We start from the raw sequence: 16,597 nt of genomic DNA on the forward strand, positions 1-16,597 counted from the left end.
AGTCCCGATCAGGCAGGTTCTCTCTCTCAGAGCAACGATCCAACAGGCGCCAAACGCCATCTGAACGACGAAGGCGGCAAAACGAGCGCTCACCGCCACAACGTTCCCGGCACAGGTTTTCTATTTCTTCGTCGGCTTGCGCTGAACAGGAGGAAGCGCATAGTTCGCGACTAGGAGCATTGTGTTTGAAACGCTAAAGAGATTCCAGATCCAGATGGAACGAGCACTTAACCAAATCGTTGCACAACTCTGCTACATAGAAAGGATACTCGGGTAATATTTCGTGAGTCATTCATCGACTTCATCGCTATTGTTCTGCCACGTTTGCCTTTTGAAGTAACAATCGAGTCGACCCAAAAGGAAGAATGCTATGCGGAACTCAGATATCGTTTGGAACTCAGAGATCGTTGAAGATCAAACGAAGCTATTTCTGAGCAAGTTGCAGAGCTTCGAGAAGTTCTCGGACCACGAAGTTTCATTCGGTGTGATGTGCGCCGTTGAAGATTGGTTGACCACTTTGCAAGGTGTGGAACGTAGCCACGCGGTGGAATGCCTGCACGAACTTGCCGAACGCATCCATAGCCCGAGTCAGTCATCTGAGATCGGATGAAGCGGACCGCGAACATGTTCGCGGGTTGCCAGCACGGACGAACCAGGGCACCAAAGAGTGAATGGGTTAACTGCCGTATCGGCCCCACCGTGTTCACGGGAATCGCCCTTCAACGAAGTTGGGACGCTTGCAAGCAGATTACGTTGTGAGGCACTGCGATATAGGTAGGGTGATTCACGGCGTCTATCCTGATAGCACGCGAACGCGAGCAGAGCAGCACGTCGCGCGCCGTTTAAAGTGCCGATGATCCCTTGGCGGTTCACCATACTTTTAGCAAGACCGCACTCGCGAACTCACCGCTGTCAGCGTCGTCGGTACTGCTTCCACTGCATCGATATGCCCCTTAGCTCACGCCATTGCTCGGCATCTCGTCTCGTAGCATTTGCGCCGGCGCAATCGACCGCTTCGCGCGAAATGGCGCACTTTCGAATTTGTCCCGAGACTTATTTGTACACGGGAACTTCTCCCTTGATCGCCTCTTCCATGTGCGCGACCGCTTCGCGCCAATACGATACAACAGCGCTCCAATCCACATCCCTGCGAAGTTCTGCAAAATCCTTCTCGTCATAGGTCACGTATTTATCGACGATTTCGCGAAGTCTGTTACGGCTAATGGACGTTCCACCGCCGTTTGCGTAGGCATGCAGGTCATGAATTGCAGCGAGTATGTCGTCAGTGAGCAATGCGGCTGCGAAAACCATTTCAAAGTCCATTTCTCAATCTCCACGGGAAAATGCCAACGAATGACGCTACCAAAAATTCACGAGCTGCAATATTTGTATCAGAACCTAAGTTTTTCATGCAATTGGCAGGCGAGCACAAGGCGACGGATCGTGGCGCGTCTGTGGACTCGCACCGCCAGACACGATTCAGTTTTTGGGACCGTTTCGACGGGCGGTGGCTCGCAGCGAAAGTCTATCTATCAAGAATCGGCCGAAGGCTTGCCGGCGCTTCGTGGGCCGATTGATATAGATCGGTTTGGACGACGCCTGATGAAGAGATAAGTTAGTTTGTGAATGAGCGAACGATTACGCCAGTGTCGTGATTTTCTTGTAGGCATGATTGCTCGCATCGCAATGGGGATCCAGCAGAACTTCGTCCTTGCGCCGGCTCATGCCCACCTCAACCTAGTCGGCGGCGTCCTGCTGTTTCTGTTCGGCCTCTGCTACAGGATGATCCGGCCGCAGACAGAACAACGCTGGCCCGGATTCAGGGCTGGCTTCACATTTTCGGCGGCATTCTGCTTCCAGCCGGAATAGCCCTCGTGATTGTGGGGGGCACAGCCTATCAAGCGGCGCCCATCGTTGGTTCGCTTATCATGGTTGCCTGATCGATCATCGTTCCCATGAGCCGATTGCTTCTGGCCACCCTGGCCTTGGCGCGATCGAAAGCCGAGTTCGAGGGTGTTTAGAAAGCGCCCCCCTCTTCAGATACGGCTTCTGAAACGATGCCGCTTACCAAGAGTACCTTAGCACCGCTTTTCCGGCATAACTCTCGACCGTGTTGGCGAACTCGCCTTCAAAGGTGCCGGCGACCGCGAAGCCGTTGGCCCAGCTCATTTCAGCGGCAGCCGTTACCAGTGCAACGTTGGCGGGTTGCGCCGCGCCGTTGACGACAAACGACGCGCCGGGCAGCGACTGGAACGTCGCTGAGATCGAGGGATTGGTGCCGAAATTATGAGCCCAGGCCGCGCGGCCACGCAATGTGAAGATAGCATCGGTGAGCGCGAACAGATTGCCGCCGCCGCCCTGCTCGGCATAGGCCGGCAGATCGTAGCTGGTGAACTGCCCCGCGGCATAGGGCGTGATGCCCGCCAATGGGGTGGCAATGCGGTAGCCGCCTTCGAGGCGCCCTGAGAAAGCATTGGCGTTAAAATTCGCACGCAGCCGCTCGATGCCATTCGCCATCACGATGCGATCCGTGGTGACGTTCTGCCAACCATAGGCCAGCGCGCCGCTGAAATAGGCATTTCCGATACGGTGACGCGCATCGACACCGACCTGGAATAGATCGGAGCGCCCCGTGCCGAACCCGTTGTCGACGCGGAATTGGGTTCCGCCGCCGGCCATTGCAAAGCCAAACATCGTATCCGGCGATACTCGGTAATCGGCGCCGACGACGCCACCATAAACACTGCTGGTCGCGGTGTTAGAGCCGACAACGCTGTTGCCGTCGGTGGTCTGCGAACCTCCAAAGCCCGCCGCCCAAACGCTCCAGCGTTGACCGAAGGTCGGCGCCAACGGAGGCGCCTTGCGGTAAATCGCGGCATAGGCATCGCGCTCCGAAGCGCTGCGCGTCTTCCCGTTGGCGGCATAGCCGAGTGCGGTGGTATCGTCCGCATAGGCCGTCGGAATGAATGATGCGCCATCGCCGCCACGTCCGGCCATGAACGGGTCGGTCATCACGCCCATGAACAGGTTCATCGCGTTGAATGTCGCCTGCTGAGTGCCGGTACCCAGTTCGCCGGAAACCTGCGTCAACCCCTGCGGCGACAGCGCGCCGAACGCCAACGGAGTCTCGCCGGTGCTGTTGAAGAAGTTGGTCAGCGTGGTCGCAACCGCTTGTTGATTGCGATTGAGACCGCTGGGCAGGACAAAATCCAAAGTCAGATCGAGATAGGCATTGTTGCCGTCATGAGCCAGCGAGCTCTTGAAGTTGGTCGGCAGGTTGGTGTTCACCGGGCCTGAAAACGTGCCGCTGACGCCGCCATCGGCGGTGAGAATGGTGTAGCGTTTCGCGACGTATGCGCCGGGAGCGAACTGCGCCGCCACGGTCGCTCCACCCAGCGTCGCCGAACCGGTCACATGAGTGAAGTCTGACGCGGTTGGCGACACTTCGACCATGTAGGTCGACGCCGCAGTCAGCACGAGATTACCAGCTACCGTCAGCGTGCCGATCGAATTGCCCGGCGACAGCGTGCCGCCATTGATTGTGGTGTTGCCGACGATGCCGTTGCCGCCCAGCGTGCCGCCTGCATTCACCGTCGTCAGCGACGACGATACGATCGAACCGTTCACCGAGAGTGTGCCGGCGTTCACTGTCGTCGTGCCGGTATAGGTGTTACTCCCCGACAGGGTTAGCGTATCGGCGTTGTTTTGGATCAATCCGCCATTACTCGTGATAGCATTCGCGACCGTTGTGCCTGCATTGTCTTGTGCATTCAGATCGTCAGGTCTCGCCGAGTACGCTCAATTCTTCGTCTTCATACGAGGTTTCCCGCATTTTCGATCGCTCACTGCACACGGAGCGCACACGTCGTAACCGCCGGGAGAGAGACGGCCGGGCACATCTCTCTCCCTATATATGCGCGTTCGGCGCAGCCGATCGTCCGCGGCCCGCGCGTTAACGCATCAGCCTCGCCGCCTCCACCATGTTGACAAGCGCCGGCCTGACCTCTTCCCACTTGCGGGTCTTCAACCCGCAATCCGGATTGATCCAGATCTGCCTGTCGGAAAGGCGCTGGCGTGCAAGTTTGAGCAGGCCGGTCATCTCATCAACCGCAGGCACCCGCGGTGAGTGAATGTCGTAGACGCCGGGACCGATCTCGTTCGGGTATTTGTAGGTCTTGAAGGCGTCGAGCAGCTCCATCTTGGAGCGCGACGTCTCGATCGAGATGACATCAGCATCCATCGCCGCGATCGCGTCGATGATGTCGTTGAACTCCGAGTAGCACATGTGCGTGTGAACCTGCGTTGCGTCGGCGACGCCGCTCGCACACAGACGGAAACATTCGACAGCCCAGTCGAGATATATCTTCCATTCGGACCGGCGCAGCGGCAGCCCTTCGCGCAGCGCGGCCTCGTCGATCTGGATCATCGACGCTCCGGCTGCCTCCAGGTCCGCGACCTCGTCGCGGATAGCAAGTGCAATCTGCCGGCAGGCGAGACGACGCGGCACGTCATCGCGTACGAACGACCAGTTGAGAATAGTGACGGGACCGGTGAGCATGCCCTTCATCGGCTTCGGCGTCAGGGATTGCGCGTATTTCCACCAGCCGACGGTCATCGGTTTGGGCCGGGACACGTCGCCGAACAGGATCGGCGGACGAACGCAGCGCGAGCCGTAGCTCTGCACCCAGCCATACCTGGTGAAAGCGAATCCGGACAGCTGCTCGCCGAAATACTGCACCATGTCGTTGCGTTCGAACTCGCCGTGCACGAGCACGTCGAGGCCGATGTCTTCCTGCCAGCGGATGGTTCGTGCCGTCTCCTCCCGCAGGAACGTCTCGTAGTCGGCGTCGCTCAATGCCCCCTTGGCGTGCGCCGAACGCGCCTTTCGAACCTCGGCGGTCTGCGGGAACGAACCGATCGTGGTGGTCGGGAACGACGGCAGGCCGAAGCGTTCGCGCTGCAATTTCGCGCGATCTGCAAACACGCGCTTGCGCCGTGCCATGTCCGAGGTGACGGCTGCGATCCGCGCCGCAACTTTCGCGTCGTGAACCTTCGGCGACATTTTGCGGGCCATCGCGGCCTTCGCGGATGCATCCACCGCATCGGCAACCGACGCGCGGCCGCTGGCCAGGGCTTCACCCAGCGTCGCCAGTTCAGCCATCTTTTGCACCGAAAACGCGAGCCAGCTCTTCAACTCGGCATCGAGATCGGCTTCCAGCGCCACGTCGATCGGCACATGCAGGAGCGAGCAGGACGGCGCGATCTGCACGCAATCGATGCCACGTTTGGCGACCATGAATTCCAGACGATCGAGCAATACGGGGAGATTAGCGCGCCAGATATTGCGGCCGTCGATCACGCCGAGGGACAAGACCAGATCCTGCCTCGCCTTTGCCACCACAATGTCGAGTTGTTCCGGAGCGCGAACGAGGTCGAGGTGGAGGCCCGCGACCGGCAGCGACAACGCAGTATCGAGATTATCGCCCAGACCGCCGAAATAGGTCGTCAGCATGATCTTCAGCTTCGGCAGCGCGCTCGCGAGCTGTTCGTATGTCACGCGCAACGCCTTGCGGGTCGCATCGTCGAGATCGAGAACAAGACAGGGTTCGTCGAGTTGCACCCATGCGGCGCCCTCTGCGGCAAGGCGCTTGAGCAGATCGATATAGACCGGCAGCAGGCCGGAGAGCAGCGACAGCGGATCGAAATTCGCGTCCTTGCTCTTGCCGAGCTTCAGATAAGTGACGGGACCGAGCAGCACCGGCCTTGTCTGATAGCCGAGTGCCTTGGCCTCGCGATATTCGTCGACGGCCTTGAGCGACGAGAGTTCAAACCGTTGGCCGCTGGTGAATTCAGGGACCATGTAGTGGTAATTGGTGTCGAACCACTTGGTCATCTCCTGCGCCGGCGCACCATGCGCGTGACCGTCGCCATGATGACCATGCGTGCAGCTCGAATCGTGATCTTCGCCTTGCGCGCCCCGCGCCATCGCGAAGTAGGTTGCAAGCGGCACCGGCCCGCTTTTCCATCCGTAGATGTCCGGGATCGCGCCAACCATCACGCTGGTGTCGAGCACATGATCGTAGAGCGTGAAATCGTTCGACGGGATGACAGTGACGCCGAGCGACTTCTGTCGCGCCCAGTTCGCGGCCCGCAATCCGGCTGCCGCTTCAAGTAACGCGGATTCGTCGGACTTGCCCGACCAGTAGCTTTCAAGCGCGATCTTCAGTTCACGGCGCGGACCGATGCGCGGCGTGCCGAGCGTAGCAACAGGAAGAGAGGAAACTGACACGGCTTACCCCATATGTTGGGGGCTGGGCCTTAGCGACGCGGCATGGGATTCATGGGGTGCTCGCCATGAAAACCGCAAGCGCACCACCGGGACACCCCGCCCGAGGACGACTATGTTGTCGGGGCAGGTCTCCTGGCTCGCGGGTCTCAGCTTTGGTCCGGCCTTCCCGGGATTGCTCCCAGTGACACTGATGGACCACGGCTCACCGCTTACAGTTGCGGGGGCAGCGCCGGCATTACCCAGATCCATGGACGAAGACCCATGGACCAGAGCGCACCGGCTTCCCTCTTAGCTCCGGGCTTGAATTGTCCCGGAGAACCTCGACGCCAACCCTATGGGCCACCGTCCACGGGCCGTCAACCGGCACCGCGCATCTTATGTCGGGTCCGAATCCTCGCCGTGCCGGTAGAATTGCGTCCCGATCACGATCGGCGGACGACCCTGATCCCGGCGGTGCTGATTGGTATCGCGCAGCGAATAGACGCAGCCGCAATACTCCTGTTGATAGAATTGCTCGCGCTTGCTGATATCGATCATTCGCTGCGAGCCGCCGCCCTTGCGCCAGTTGAAATCCCAATACGAGAGACCGTCATAACGTCCGGCCGCGCGATGGCCGCAGTCGTTGATCTGCGCCATGTTCTTCCAGCGGGAGATACCGAGCGACGAGGTCATCACCGGGAAACCATGCTCATGCGCATGGAGCGCGGTGCGCTCGAAGCGCATGTCGAAGCACATGGTGCAGCGCGCCCCGCGTTCAGGTTCCCACTCCATCCCCTTGGCACGGGCAAACCAATTGTCCTTATCGTAATCGGCATCGACGAACGGCACGCCGTGCTTCTCCGCGAAGCGGACGTTTTCGTCCTTGCGCAGCAGGTATTCCTTCAGGGGATGGATGTTCGGATTGTAAAAAAAGATCGTGTAATCGATCCCCGATGCGAGCATCGCTTCCATCACTTCGCCCGAGCAGGGCGCGCAACAGGAATGCAGCAACACCTTTTTTTGCCCGTTCGGGGGCGTCAGGTTCGGTCGGACGAATTCGGTCACGGCGGACTCGGCGGTTGAGCGGCGAAACAAACGCCGCGGCAAATCTGCGCAGATAATGGTCTGTATGATCGAAGCGTCAAGAGTTGGACAGAGCGATGGTTGCACAGCGTTTTTCGCCGAACTGTGAATTACGAGAATTGTGAAGCCGGAGTCGAAACGATCTGTTGACTCGGAATTTGGTGCGGCTACTAGATATGGTGGTCACGGTCTCTCGAGTCGCAACACCGAGAGCTAAAGAGGGAAGCCGGTAGTGCCGGCGCTGCCCCCGCAACTGTTAAGCGGCGAGCCGAAGTCCATTGAGTGTCACTGGGATCGCAAGGCCCTGGGAAGACCGGACGGACGCTGAGACCCCGCAAGCCAGGAAACCTGCCGTGACAGCCGAAACGTTCCCTGGGCGGGGTGTCCCAGCGGGCCGCTTGACGGGAATCGCGGCGTCCGCCGTGGGATTTCCTGCGCGCGTCTCCCGCCTGACCCCGGCTCGCAACAAAACTGGGGTCTTGAGCCGATGTCTCTCGCAACCGAAGCTGCGCGTGCTGTGCGTCCGTCTTTGCCTGCTGCGGCTGCGATGCCGCCCAGCGAACCCGCGTATCAGGTCATTCGGCGCAACGGTTCGGTCTCGCCGTTCGATTCATCGAAGATCGCCGTCGCGCTGACCAAGGCGTTTCTTGCGGTCGAGGGAACCAGCGCCGCCGCCTCGCGCAGGGTCCATGACACCGTCACTGAGTTGACCGGCCAGATCGTCGCCAGCCTGTCGCGGCGGTCCGACGCCGGCCGCACCTTCCACATCGAGGACATCCAGGATCAGGTCGAACTCGCGCTGATGCGGAGCGAGCATCACAAGGTCGCGCGCGCCTATGTGCTCTATCGCGAGGAGCGCGCTCGCGAACGGGCGAAGGCGCAAGGGTCGAAGGCAAAGAAGGGCATCCAGGCAGTGGTGACGCCAGTGCTGCGGATGAAGTTGGCTGACGGATCGATGGTACCTATCGATACCAAACGCCTCGCCGCCGTGGTGGAGGAGGCCTGCGCGGGGCTCGCGGATGTCTCTTCCTCCGCGATTCTGACTGAAACCCATCGCAACCTTTATGACGGCATCAGCGTGGACGAACTGGCGCTGGCGACGATCCTTGCCGCCCGCACGCTGGTCGAAACCGATCCCGATTACGCCAAGGCCAGCGCCCGGCTGCTGCTCGACAAGCTACGCCGCGAGGCTTTGAGCTTTGTCTCGGGACGGTCCGAGCAAGCCACGCAAGCCGAGATGGCAGAGCGCCACGCGGATTACTTCCGCGCTTATGTGCGAACGGGCATCGACAACGAACTGCTCGATCCGGAGATCGGCCGTTTCGACCTCGACCGGCTTGCGGCTGCGATGAAGCCGGAACGCGACCTGCGATTCGACTATCTCGGACTCCAGACGCTCTACGATCGCTACTTCCTGCACGTCCGCGGTGTGCGTTTCGAGCTGCCGCAAGCATTTTTCATGCGCGTCGCCTGCGGCCTCGCGCTGCGCGAGATCGATCGTGAGGAGAAGGCGATCGCGTTCTACGACCTGCTCTCATCGTTCGACTTCATGGCCTCGACGCCGACGCTGTTCAACGCCGGCACGCTGCGCCCGCAGCTCTCGTCCTGCTTTCTCACGACTGTCGCCGACGACCTCGACGGCATCTTCAAGGCGATCAAGGACAATGCGTTGCTTTCCAAGTATGCGGGCGGGCTCGGCAACGACTGGACGCGCGTGCGTGGGCTCGGCGCACATATCAAGGGCACCAACGGCGAAAGCCAGGGCGTGGTGCCGTTCCTGAAAGTCGCGAACGATACCGCGATCGCCGTCAACCAGGGCGGCAAGCGCAAGGGCGCGGTGTGCGCATATCTCGAAACCTGGCACATCGACATCGAGGAATTTCTCGACCTGCGAAAGAACACCGGCGACGACCGTCGCCGCACCCATGACATGAATACGGCGAACTGGGTGCCGGACCTCTTCATGCAGCGCGTCGAAGAAGATGGCGTCTGGACGCTGTTCTCACCCGACGAGACGCCGGACCTGCACGATCTCGCCGGCAAGGCCTTCGCTGAACGCTACGCTCACTATGAAAAGAAGGCTGCGGGCGGCGAGCTACGGGTGACGAAGCAGGTCCGAGCTGTCGACCTGTGGCGGCGTATGCTGACCATGCTGTTCGAGACCGGGCATCCCTGGATCACCTTCAAAGACCCCTGCAACCTGCGCTCACCTCAGCAGCATTGCGGCGTCGTGCATTCCTCAAATCTCTGCACCGAGATCACGCTCAACACCTCAAAAACGGAGATCGCGGTCTGCAATCTCGGCTCCGTCAACCTGATGAACCACCTCAAGGACGGTAAGCTCGACCACGAGCACCTCGCGCGCACGGTCAAGATTGCGATGCGCATGCTCGACAACGTGCTAGACGTGAATTTCTACACCATTCCGGAGGCGCGGACCTCGAACCTGCGGCACAGGCCGGTTGGGCTCGGCGTCATGGGCTTTCAGGATACGCTCAACATCCTGCGCCTGCCTTATGCGTCGGACGACGCCGTGGCCTTCGCAGACGAGAGCATGGAAGCGATCGCCTATTACGCGATTTCCGGGTCGGTCGATCTCGCGGCCGAGCGCGGCCGCTATCCCTCCTATCAAGGATCGCTGTGGTCGAAGGGTATCCTGCCGCTCGATTCCCTCACGCTGGTCGATGAGGCGCGCGGCGTAGCAGTCGAGATCGACCGTTCCAGCCGTCTCGACTGGGCCTCGCTGCGCGAGAGCGTCATGACCATCGGGATGCGCAATTCGAACTGCATGGCGATCGCGCCGACCGCGACGATCTCCAACATCTGCGGGGTGTCGCAGTCGATCGAGCCCGCCTATCAGAACCTCTACGTCAAATCCAACATGTCCGGCGACTTCACGGTAGTGAACGCGCATCTCGTGCGCGATCTCAAGGCACGCGGCCTATGGGACGAGGTGATGATCTCGGATCTCAAGTATTTCGACGGCAGCGTCGGTCAGATCGACCGCGTTCCCGATGATCTCAAGGCACTCTATGCCACCGCCTTCGAGATTGACTCAGGCTGGCTGATCGACGCCGCGTCGCGCCGGCAGAAGTGGATCGACCAGGCGCAGTCGCTCAATCTCTACATTGCCAATCCGAGCGGCAAAAAGCTCGACGCGCTCTATCGCCATGCCTGGAAACGCGGCCTGAAGACGACCTATTACCTGCGCTCGCGGTCGGCGACGCATGTCGAGAAATCCACGCTCAAAGGCACCGACGGCAAGCTCAACGCTGTGTCCGCGGCCGTTTCCGCCGCAGCGCAGGACGGCCATGCGAATGGACACAATCGCTCCGACAACACTGAAGGCTGGAAAGCCTGCCGCATCGAGGATCCCACCTGCGAGGCGTGTCAGTAGCCTCATTTCGTGCTCGCGCGTCGCTTGCACAAAGAAGAAACAATCAGGAACACCCCATGCTCGATTGGTCCGACACCTCTTCTCCCGCACTGGCACGATCCGCTCCGCCGCAGACGCTCGCGCATAACGACGTGACGTCTGATCCATCGCCTTGCGTGACAATGACCGACACCTCTGTCGATGCCACCGGCCTCGGCGAAATCGATCGCGGCGCTGCGCGGGTGCGCGTCGACGACAAGCGGATGATCAACGCCCGCGCCGACGTCAACCAGCTCCTGCCGCTCAAGTACCGATGGGCCTGGGAGAAGTATCTCTCCGGCTGCAATAATCACTGGATGCCGACCGAAGTGTCGATGCAGGCCGACATCGCATTGTGGAAATCGAAGGACGGCCTCACCGATGACGAGCGGCGCATGATCAAGCGCAATCTCGGCTTCTTCGCGGCGTCTGAGTCGCTGGTCGCCAATAACATCGTTCTGGCGATCTACCGCCACCTCACCAATCCCGAATGCCGGCAATATCTGCTTCGCCAGGCCTTCGAGGAAGCCGTCCACACCCACACCTTCCAGTACATCGTCGAAAGTCTTGGTCTCGACGAGGGCGAATTGTTCAACATGTATCGCGAGGTGCCCTCTATCACCGACAAGGCGGCCTGGGCGCTCAAACACACGCAGCATCTCGACGACCCCGGCTTCAAGACCGGCACGCCGGAAGCGGATCAGGCGTTCCTGCGCGACCTCGTCGCGTTCTACGTCGTGTTCGAAGGGATGTGGTTCTATACGGGCTTCGTGCAGATCCTCTCGCTCGGCCGGCGCAACAAGATGGTGGGCATCGCCGAGCAGTATCAATACATCCTGCGCGACGAGTCGATCCACCTGAACTTCGGCATCGACATCATCAACCAGATCAAAATCGAGAACCCGCATCTCTGGAGCAAGCATTTCCAGGAAGAGGTGCGCGCCATGCTGAAGAATGCCGCCGAGCTCGAAGCCGCGTATGGGCGGGACACCATGCCACGCGGGTTCCTTGGCCTGAATGCCGCGCTGTGCGAGACCTACATGCACGTCATCGCCAACCGGCGATGCGCTCAGCTCGGGCTCGCGCCGGTGTTTCCCGAGGCCGACAATCCCTTTCCGTGGATGAGCGAGGCGATGGATCTCAAGAAGGAGAAAAACTTTTTTGAGACCCGCGTCATCGAATACCAGAATGGCGGCGCACTTGCGTGGGATTAACAGGACCGCAGAATGCCGACCGAATAAATCGGAAGCACCACACCTAACTTAAGCCGCCGCCATAGCCTCCCTCCTAGGGAAGAACGGCCGAAAGCTCATCAGGATCAGCATAGCCATCAGGCCCATGCCCCACGAACCGACATACATCAGCGCGTAGCTGCCGAAATGGTCGTAGATCAGCCCGCCCAGCAGCGGGCCGGTCGACATGCCAAGGCTGCCGGCCATCGCGGTGCCGCCGATGATCGTGCCCATCATCTTCAACGGGAAATTCTCCCGGATGATCACGGCATAGAGCGGCATCGTTCCGGCGTAAAGGAAGCCGACCACCACCGCCACGGCGTAGAAACCGCCGAGCTGGTTGACGAAAGCATAGGCGAGTACGCCGAAGGCCTGCGCCATCAGTCCGATCACCAGAACGCGTTGCGCACCGAACCGATCTCCCGCAAGGCCGAACCCGATGCGACCGAACATGCCGGCCAACCCCTCGATGCTGTAGATCGACACCGCAGCAATCATCGGTATGCCGCACGTCACCGCATAGCTCACCGTATGAAAGATCGGGCCTGAGTGAGTGGCGCAGCAGAAGAAGTTCGCCAGCATCAAAATGATGAACTGCGGTGAACTCACCGCTTGCCGGACGGTCATGTTCGATTGCGTCTCACTCATTGTCATCCCGGCCGGTCCGCCCTCCAACGCCGGCGGCCGACGCACGAGCAGTGCGGCGGGAATCATCAGAACCGCGGTGAGAGCAGCGATGATCAGCATCGATGTCCGCCAGTCATGGATCGTGACCAGCCAGGCTGCAAGCGGCGCCATGGTCATCGGCGCCATGCCCATGCCTGCGGAGACCAGCGAGACGGCAAGACCGCGCTGCGTATCGAACCAACCGGTCACGCAAGCCATCATCGGCGCAAGGATGGCGGCGGTTGACGCACCGATCAAAAGACCAAATTGAAATTGAAACGCGATTAGCGATTCCGCCCGGCTGGCGAGCGCCAAGCTCGCCGCCAGCGCGACCGACCCCGTGAGCACCACCGGGCGTGGGCCGAACCTGTCGGAGAGGTTGCCCCACACCATGCTGGCCGCCGCCATGGCGAGGAAACCGATCGTCATCGCCGTGGATATGCCGGTGACGGACCAGCCGGTGTCCTGCGACATCGGCCGCAGGAAGATAGGCAACGAAAACATGGCGCCGATCGCGACGCAGCCCAAGAGGCCGCCCGCCGCAACGATCACCCAGCGATAGTAATGATTCATGGTCCTTGCCCGACGCTCCTGCTCCATCGGGCGGCCTGCCCGCCCGATGTCCCAAGGACGCATCAGCACGGTCGGTGCCGACAGCCGCCTGCTTTTTATTCCTGGTGTTTAGAACCCCGCGCCTGATGGAATCAGACGCGAGGTTCTATAATTTGTTTGACGCGTTTCTTTACGCGAACCGTTATCTGTCCTCGGGGTCAAGCCCGAGAGCATGCTTCGCTCGAAACGCTATAGACATGCGATCAGCCTTGCGGCGGTTTCCAGTCAGCCGATGGAATGACGTTGATCATCCAGGGGATGCCGAACTTGTCGGTCAGCGTGCCGAAGCCGGGCGACCAGAAGGTTTCGGCGAACGGCATGCCTGCTTTGCCGCCTTCGGAGAGCTGATCGAACCAGCGCCGGGCCTCGGCCATGTCATTCGTGTGCAGGGTAACGTCGAAGCCATTCTTGGGTTTGTCGATGTTAGATGCCCATCCGACGTCCATGTCGGCGCCCATCAGCGCCTGATCGCCAACATCGAGCCAGCAATGCATCAGCCAGGTTTTGTACTTCTCGTCCGTGATCGGCATGCCCGGAGGCGCATCGCCGTAGGGCATGGCTGCCTTGATCGTCCCGCCGAGGACTTTGGCGTAGAACTCGAATGCCTCGCGGCACTGGCCCCGGAAGCTAAGGCTGGTCACGATCTTCATGTTGGCTCCTTTCTCACAGGGGTGTTGACTCGCATTATGAAAGATTGAGCTGCCAGGACACGCCGCCGACGCCGATTGACGACCTCCTACATAAGTTGATATCAACGTAATGTAGCCGCGGAGTCAAGCTCCCTGATGCGTACGCTTTCGGATCCTGCTTTTGAAACCACGATTCTGGTGCGCGACACCTGCTTGTGCCTCCATGCCCAGAGGGCAGCGCGAGCGATCGCACGCCGCTTCGATATCGTGTTGAAGCCGGTTGGCCTCACCAGCGGACAGTTCTCCCTGCTCATGTCGCTCAACCGGCCGCAGCCACCGAACCTCAGCAGCGTAGCGGCGCTGCTGGCGATGGACAGGACAACCTTGACTGCCAATCTCAAGCCGCTGGAGCGTCGGCGTCTTGTCAAAACAATGGCCGACCCAAAGGACGGGCGCGCCCGACTGTTGCAGCTGACGCCTCATGGCCGGGCCGTTCTGGCCGTGGCGGTGCCGATCTGGCGACATCTTCATGCGGAAATCGAAAAAGAGCTCTCAGACCCGGATCGTCTGCGCACCGAACTCAACACTTTGTCGACATTTGACAATCGCGGCAGTGTCGCCGGCTGACGCAAAAGACATTCTAGCTAGAACCACTTTCTATTAGGGCTTTCGCTCTGACGGAATCAGAAGCGGGACTCATGATTTTGATCTGACATGTTTTCTTCACGCGAACCGGTCTTCGCTCGAAGCGCTATAAATAACGGCTGCCCCGCTAACTTCTCTTCGTTATATTCCGTCCCCTGAATGGAGTTGGTAAGCAGGGATGACAATGCAGACGAGCATGGAGAAACAAGCACTTTTCGTTTTAATCGCCATTTTGGTTGCGGCCCCTGACGTCCACGCCGCGCCCGATCTTATTGACGACGCAGCCGGCTCTCAGGCCTGCTTCACCCGCAGTTACGATGCTGCTCATCTGGCAAAAAACCCGACTCAGAAGACGACTTCCATGCGGTTCGCGCTGCGGCGCGAAACTTATCCCGATAGTGTTGACACTCCGCTCCAAACATTCGCCCGGCTGGAAATCATGCGGCGTAACGACGCCCGTCCGTGGCGGGCTATCGGGCAATGCGCGTTTGACCAGCAAGCGAACCGCGCCGATGAGCACGCCATCGTCTCAGGCTATCCGCATGCGGACGGCATCGCTTGCCACATGACTGGCGAGAATCTCGATGCGGAAGGCGGCATCTTCATGATTGAAACCACCGATAACGGACTAAAGGTCTACATCGATGATGACATCAACATGCGAACAGAGGCGCGGGTAACGGAGGGGCCGGGCGAGTACATTGCTTTCGGACCGGCAGACAGCCTGTTCATTCTCAATCGCGCTGCGGACGACGCCTGCTCGGACCTTCAGAAAGCAATAAAGGCCGAATGAACGCTGTGACAGTCGTCGACTGTTCGACACGGGCGGTGACCTTCCTTTCTGAGGAATTTTGACGGTTAACGGCCGTCATGGCCCCGGTGCACACGCCCACCGTGACCCGTCAGCCCGCGACCACTGGTCCGCCGGCTTTCTTCCAGGCATCGATCCCGCCCTCGATATGCACCGCGTTGGTCAGGCCAGCGTCCTTCGCCGCGGTAACAGCCATGGCCGAACGCTCGCCGAAGGCGCAGAAGAACACGATGCGGCGCCCGGTCGCGGCGGCTACCTCGCGCAACATTCCGCCTGGTTTCAGACTGTCGGCGATATCAGGATAGGGCGCATGCAGCGCGCCGGTCAGTGTGCCGTGTTTGGCGCGCTCATGGGCTTCGCGAAGATCGACCAGCAGGATATCGGGCTGACCGAGCCGGGCGATCGCCTCGCGCGGCGTCAGCGCCAGTCCCCGCTTCGCCAGATCGTCCTGCCTGAGACCGACATGCATGTTGGCAGGAATCACCACATCCATCAGCTTCGGATTCGGCAATTTCAGATTGTTCATCAGTTCAATGTATTCGTCTATCGAGCGCACCTGAAGCCGCGGATTGTAGCGCCTCTCTTCTCCGATAGTGGAGACCGTATCGCCCTTGTAGTCGTGCGCGGGAAACACCATGGTTTCGTCGGGCAGCTTCAGGAGCCGGTTGAAAATCGAATCGTACTGCGCACGCGCACTGCCGTTCTGGAAATCGGTGCGGCCGGTGCCGCGGATCAGCAACGTGTCGCCGGTGAAGACACGATCGCCCATCAGGTAACTGTAGGAATCGTCGGTGTGGCCCGGCGTGTACATCACGTCGAGGCCGATGCCCTCGATCTTGATCTTATCGCCGTCGCTGACTCGCATCGAAACCACGTCGGCTTTGGTCTGCTCGCCCATCACGGTGACGCATTGGGTGCGATCACGCAGCTCACCTAGTCCGGTGACATGATCGGCATGAAGATGTGTGTCGATGGCCTTCACAAGCTTGAGATCGAGCTCACGCAGCAACTGGCAGTAACGGTCGACCTTTTCCAGCACCGGATCGAGAATCAACGCCTCACCGCCAGCACGGCTCGCCATCAGGTAGCTGTAGGTGCCGGAAACGCTGTCGAACAACTGGCGAAAGATCATAATCGTACGACCCTCCTCCTGTGCAGATTTTCTTACCGTGAGGTATTCCAGCAAATTTATGCTGCTGGCGGGCGATTGCAACCGGTCACAAGTCCAGATCGCTG

Annotated in this window: 13 protein-coding genes and 2 riboswitches; of the genes, 6 read left to right on the forward strand and 7 right to left on the reverse strand. The window is 60.0% G+C overall.

Going from position 1 to position 16,597, the window contains the following annotated elements; translation table 11 throughout:
- Positions 1–370 precede the first annotated feature (370 nt).
- Positions 371–610 (forward strand): hypothetical protein, encoded by a 240-nt coding sequence (locus B2M20_RS16315; RefSeq protein WP_079448080.1) that lies wholly within the window; start codon positions 371–373, stop codon positions 608–610.
- Between the two features lie 443 nt (positions 611–1,053).
- Here B2M20_RS16315 and B2M20_RS16320 read toward each other — a convergent pair whose 3' ends face one another.
- Positions 1,054–1,323: a hypothetical protein gene (locus B2M20_RS16320; RefSeq protein ID WP_079448081.1), complete on the reverse strand. Its 270-nt coding sequence runs from the start codon at positions 1,321–1,323 to the stop codon at positions 1,054–1,056.
- Between the two features lie 303 nt (positions 1,324–1,626).
- Between B2M20_RS16320 and B2M20_RS16325 the strand changes: the two genes are divergently transcribed.
- Positions 1,627–1,869 carry a hypothetical protein gene (locus B2M20_RS16325; protein ID WP_244553563.1) on the forward strand — a complete coding sequence of 81 codons (243 nt, stop codon included), beginning with the start codon at positions 1,627–1,629 and terminating at the stop codon, positions 1,867–1,869.
- Positions 1,870–2,064: 195 nt separating this feature from the next.
- Here the strand turns inward: B2M20_RS16325 and B2M20_RS16330 are convergent, their stop codons facing one another.
- From B2M20_RS16330 to B2M20_RS16340, 3 genes are all read right to left on the reverse strand, one after another.
- A complete protein-coding gene (locus tag B2M20_RS16330; protein WP_338013179.1) occupies positions 2,065–3,714 on the reverse strand; it encodes an autotransporter family protein in 1,650 nt (549 codons plus the stop codon).
- A gap of 238 nt (positions 3,715–3,952) precedes the next feature.
- Positions 3,953–6,289, reverse strand: coding sequence for a 5-methyltetrahydropteroyltriglutamate--homocysteine S-methyltransferase (gene metE, locus B2M20_RS16335; RefSeq protein WP_079448083.1), 2,337 nt, complete (start codon positions 6,287–6,289; stop codon positions 3,953–3,955).
- A 105-nt stretch (positions 6,290–6,394) separates the two neighbouring features.
- Positions 6,395–6,627, reverse strand: a riboswitch (cobalamin riboswitch).
- A 37-nt stretch (positions 6,628–6,664) separates the two neighbouring features.
- Entirely contained in the window at positions 6,665–7,333 is a 669-nt protein-coding gene (locus B2M20_RS16340) for an epoxyqueuosine reductase QueH (RefSeq protein WP_079448140.1), read from the reverse strand.
- A gap of 187 nt (positions 7,334–7,520) precedes the next feature.
- Positions 7,521–7,721: riboswitch (cobalamin riboswitch) on the forward strand.
- Between the two features lie 117 nt (positions 7,722–7,838).
- On the opposite strand from B2M20_RS16340, the gene B2M20_RS16345 reads away from it, so the two are divergent.
- Positions 7,839–10,748, forward strand: a complete 2,910-nt coding sequence (locus tag B2M20_RS16345; protein WP_079448084.1) for a ribonucleoside-diphosphate reductase subunit alpha — start codon at positions 7,839–7,841, stop codon at positions 10,746–10,748.
- A gap of 56 nt (positions 10,749–10,804) precedes the next feature.
- Positions 10,805–11,980, forward strand: coding sequence for a ribonucleotide-diphosphate reductase subunit beta (locus B2M20_RS16350; protein ID WP_079448085.1), 1,176 nt, complete (start codon positions 10,805–10,807; stop codon positions 11,978–11,980).
- 48 nt (positions 11,981–12,028) lie between these two features.
- Here the strand turns inward: B2M20_RS16350 and B2M20_RS16355 are convergent, their stop codons facing one another.
- Both B2M20_RS16355 and B2M20_RS16360 read right to left on the reverse strand, forming a co-directional pair.
- The gene (locus B2M20_RS16355; protein ID WP_079448141.1) at positions 12,029–13,237 is read right to left on the reverse strand and encodes an MFS transporter; all 1,209 of its coding nucleotides are present in this window, start codon (positions 13,235–13,237) and stop codon (positions 12,029–12,031) included.
- Between the two features lie 242 nt (positions 13,238–13,479).
- Positions 13,480–13,926 (reverse strand): VOC family protein, encoded by a 447-nt coding sequence (locus B2M20_RS16360; RefSeq protein WP_079448086.1) that lies wholly within the window; start codon positions 13,924–13,926, stop codon positions 13,480–13,482.
- 135 nt (positions 13,927–14,061) lie between these two features.
- Here B2M20_RS16360 and B2M20_RS16365 point away from each other — a divergent pair, with 135 nt between their 5' ends.
- Both B2M20_RS16365 and B2M20_RS16370 read left to right on the forward strand, forming a co-directional pair.
- A complete protein-coding gene (locus B2M20_RS16365) occupies positions 14,062–14,532 on the forward strand; it encodes a MarR family winged helix-turn-helix transcriptional regulator (RefSeq protein WP_079448087.1) in 471 nt (156 codons plus the stop codon).
- A gap of 214 nt (positions 14,533–14,746) precedes the next feature.
- On the forward strand, positions 14,747–15,343 hold the full coding sequence (locus B2M20_RS16370; protein ID WP_210189130.1) for a hypothetical protein: 597 nt from the start codon (positions 14,747–14,749) through the stop codon (positions 15,341–15,343).
- Between the two features lie 109 nt (positions 15,344–15,452).
- Here B2M20_RS16370 and B2M20_RS16375 read toward each other — a convergent pair whose 3' ends face one another.
- The gene (locus B2M20_RS16375) at positions 15,453–16,493 is read right to left on the reverse strand and encodes an MBL fold metallo-hydrolase (RefSeq protein WP_079448089.1); all 1,041 of its coding nucleotides are present in this window, start codon (positions 16,491–16,493) and stop codon (positions 15,453–15,455) included.
- Positions 16,494–16,597 lie beyond the last annotated feature (104 nt).

This window comes from Nitrobacter vulgaris, from assembly GCF_002028545.1.
In the GTDB taxonomy this organism is placed as follows: Bacteria; Pseudomonadota; Alphaproteobacteria; order Rhizobiales; family Xanthobacteraceae; genus Nitrobacter; species Nitrobacter vulgaris.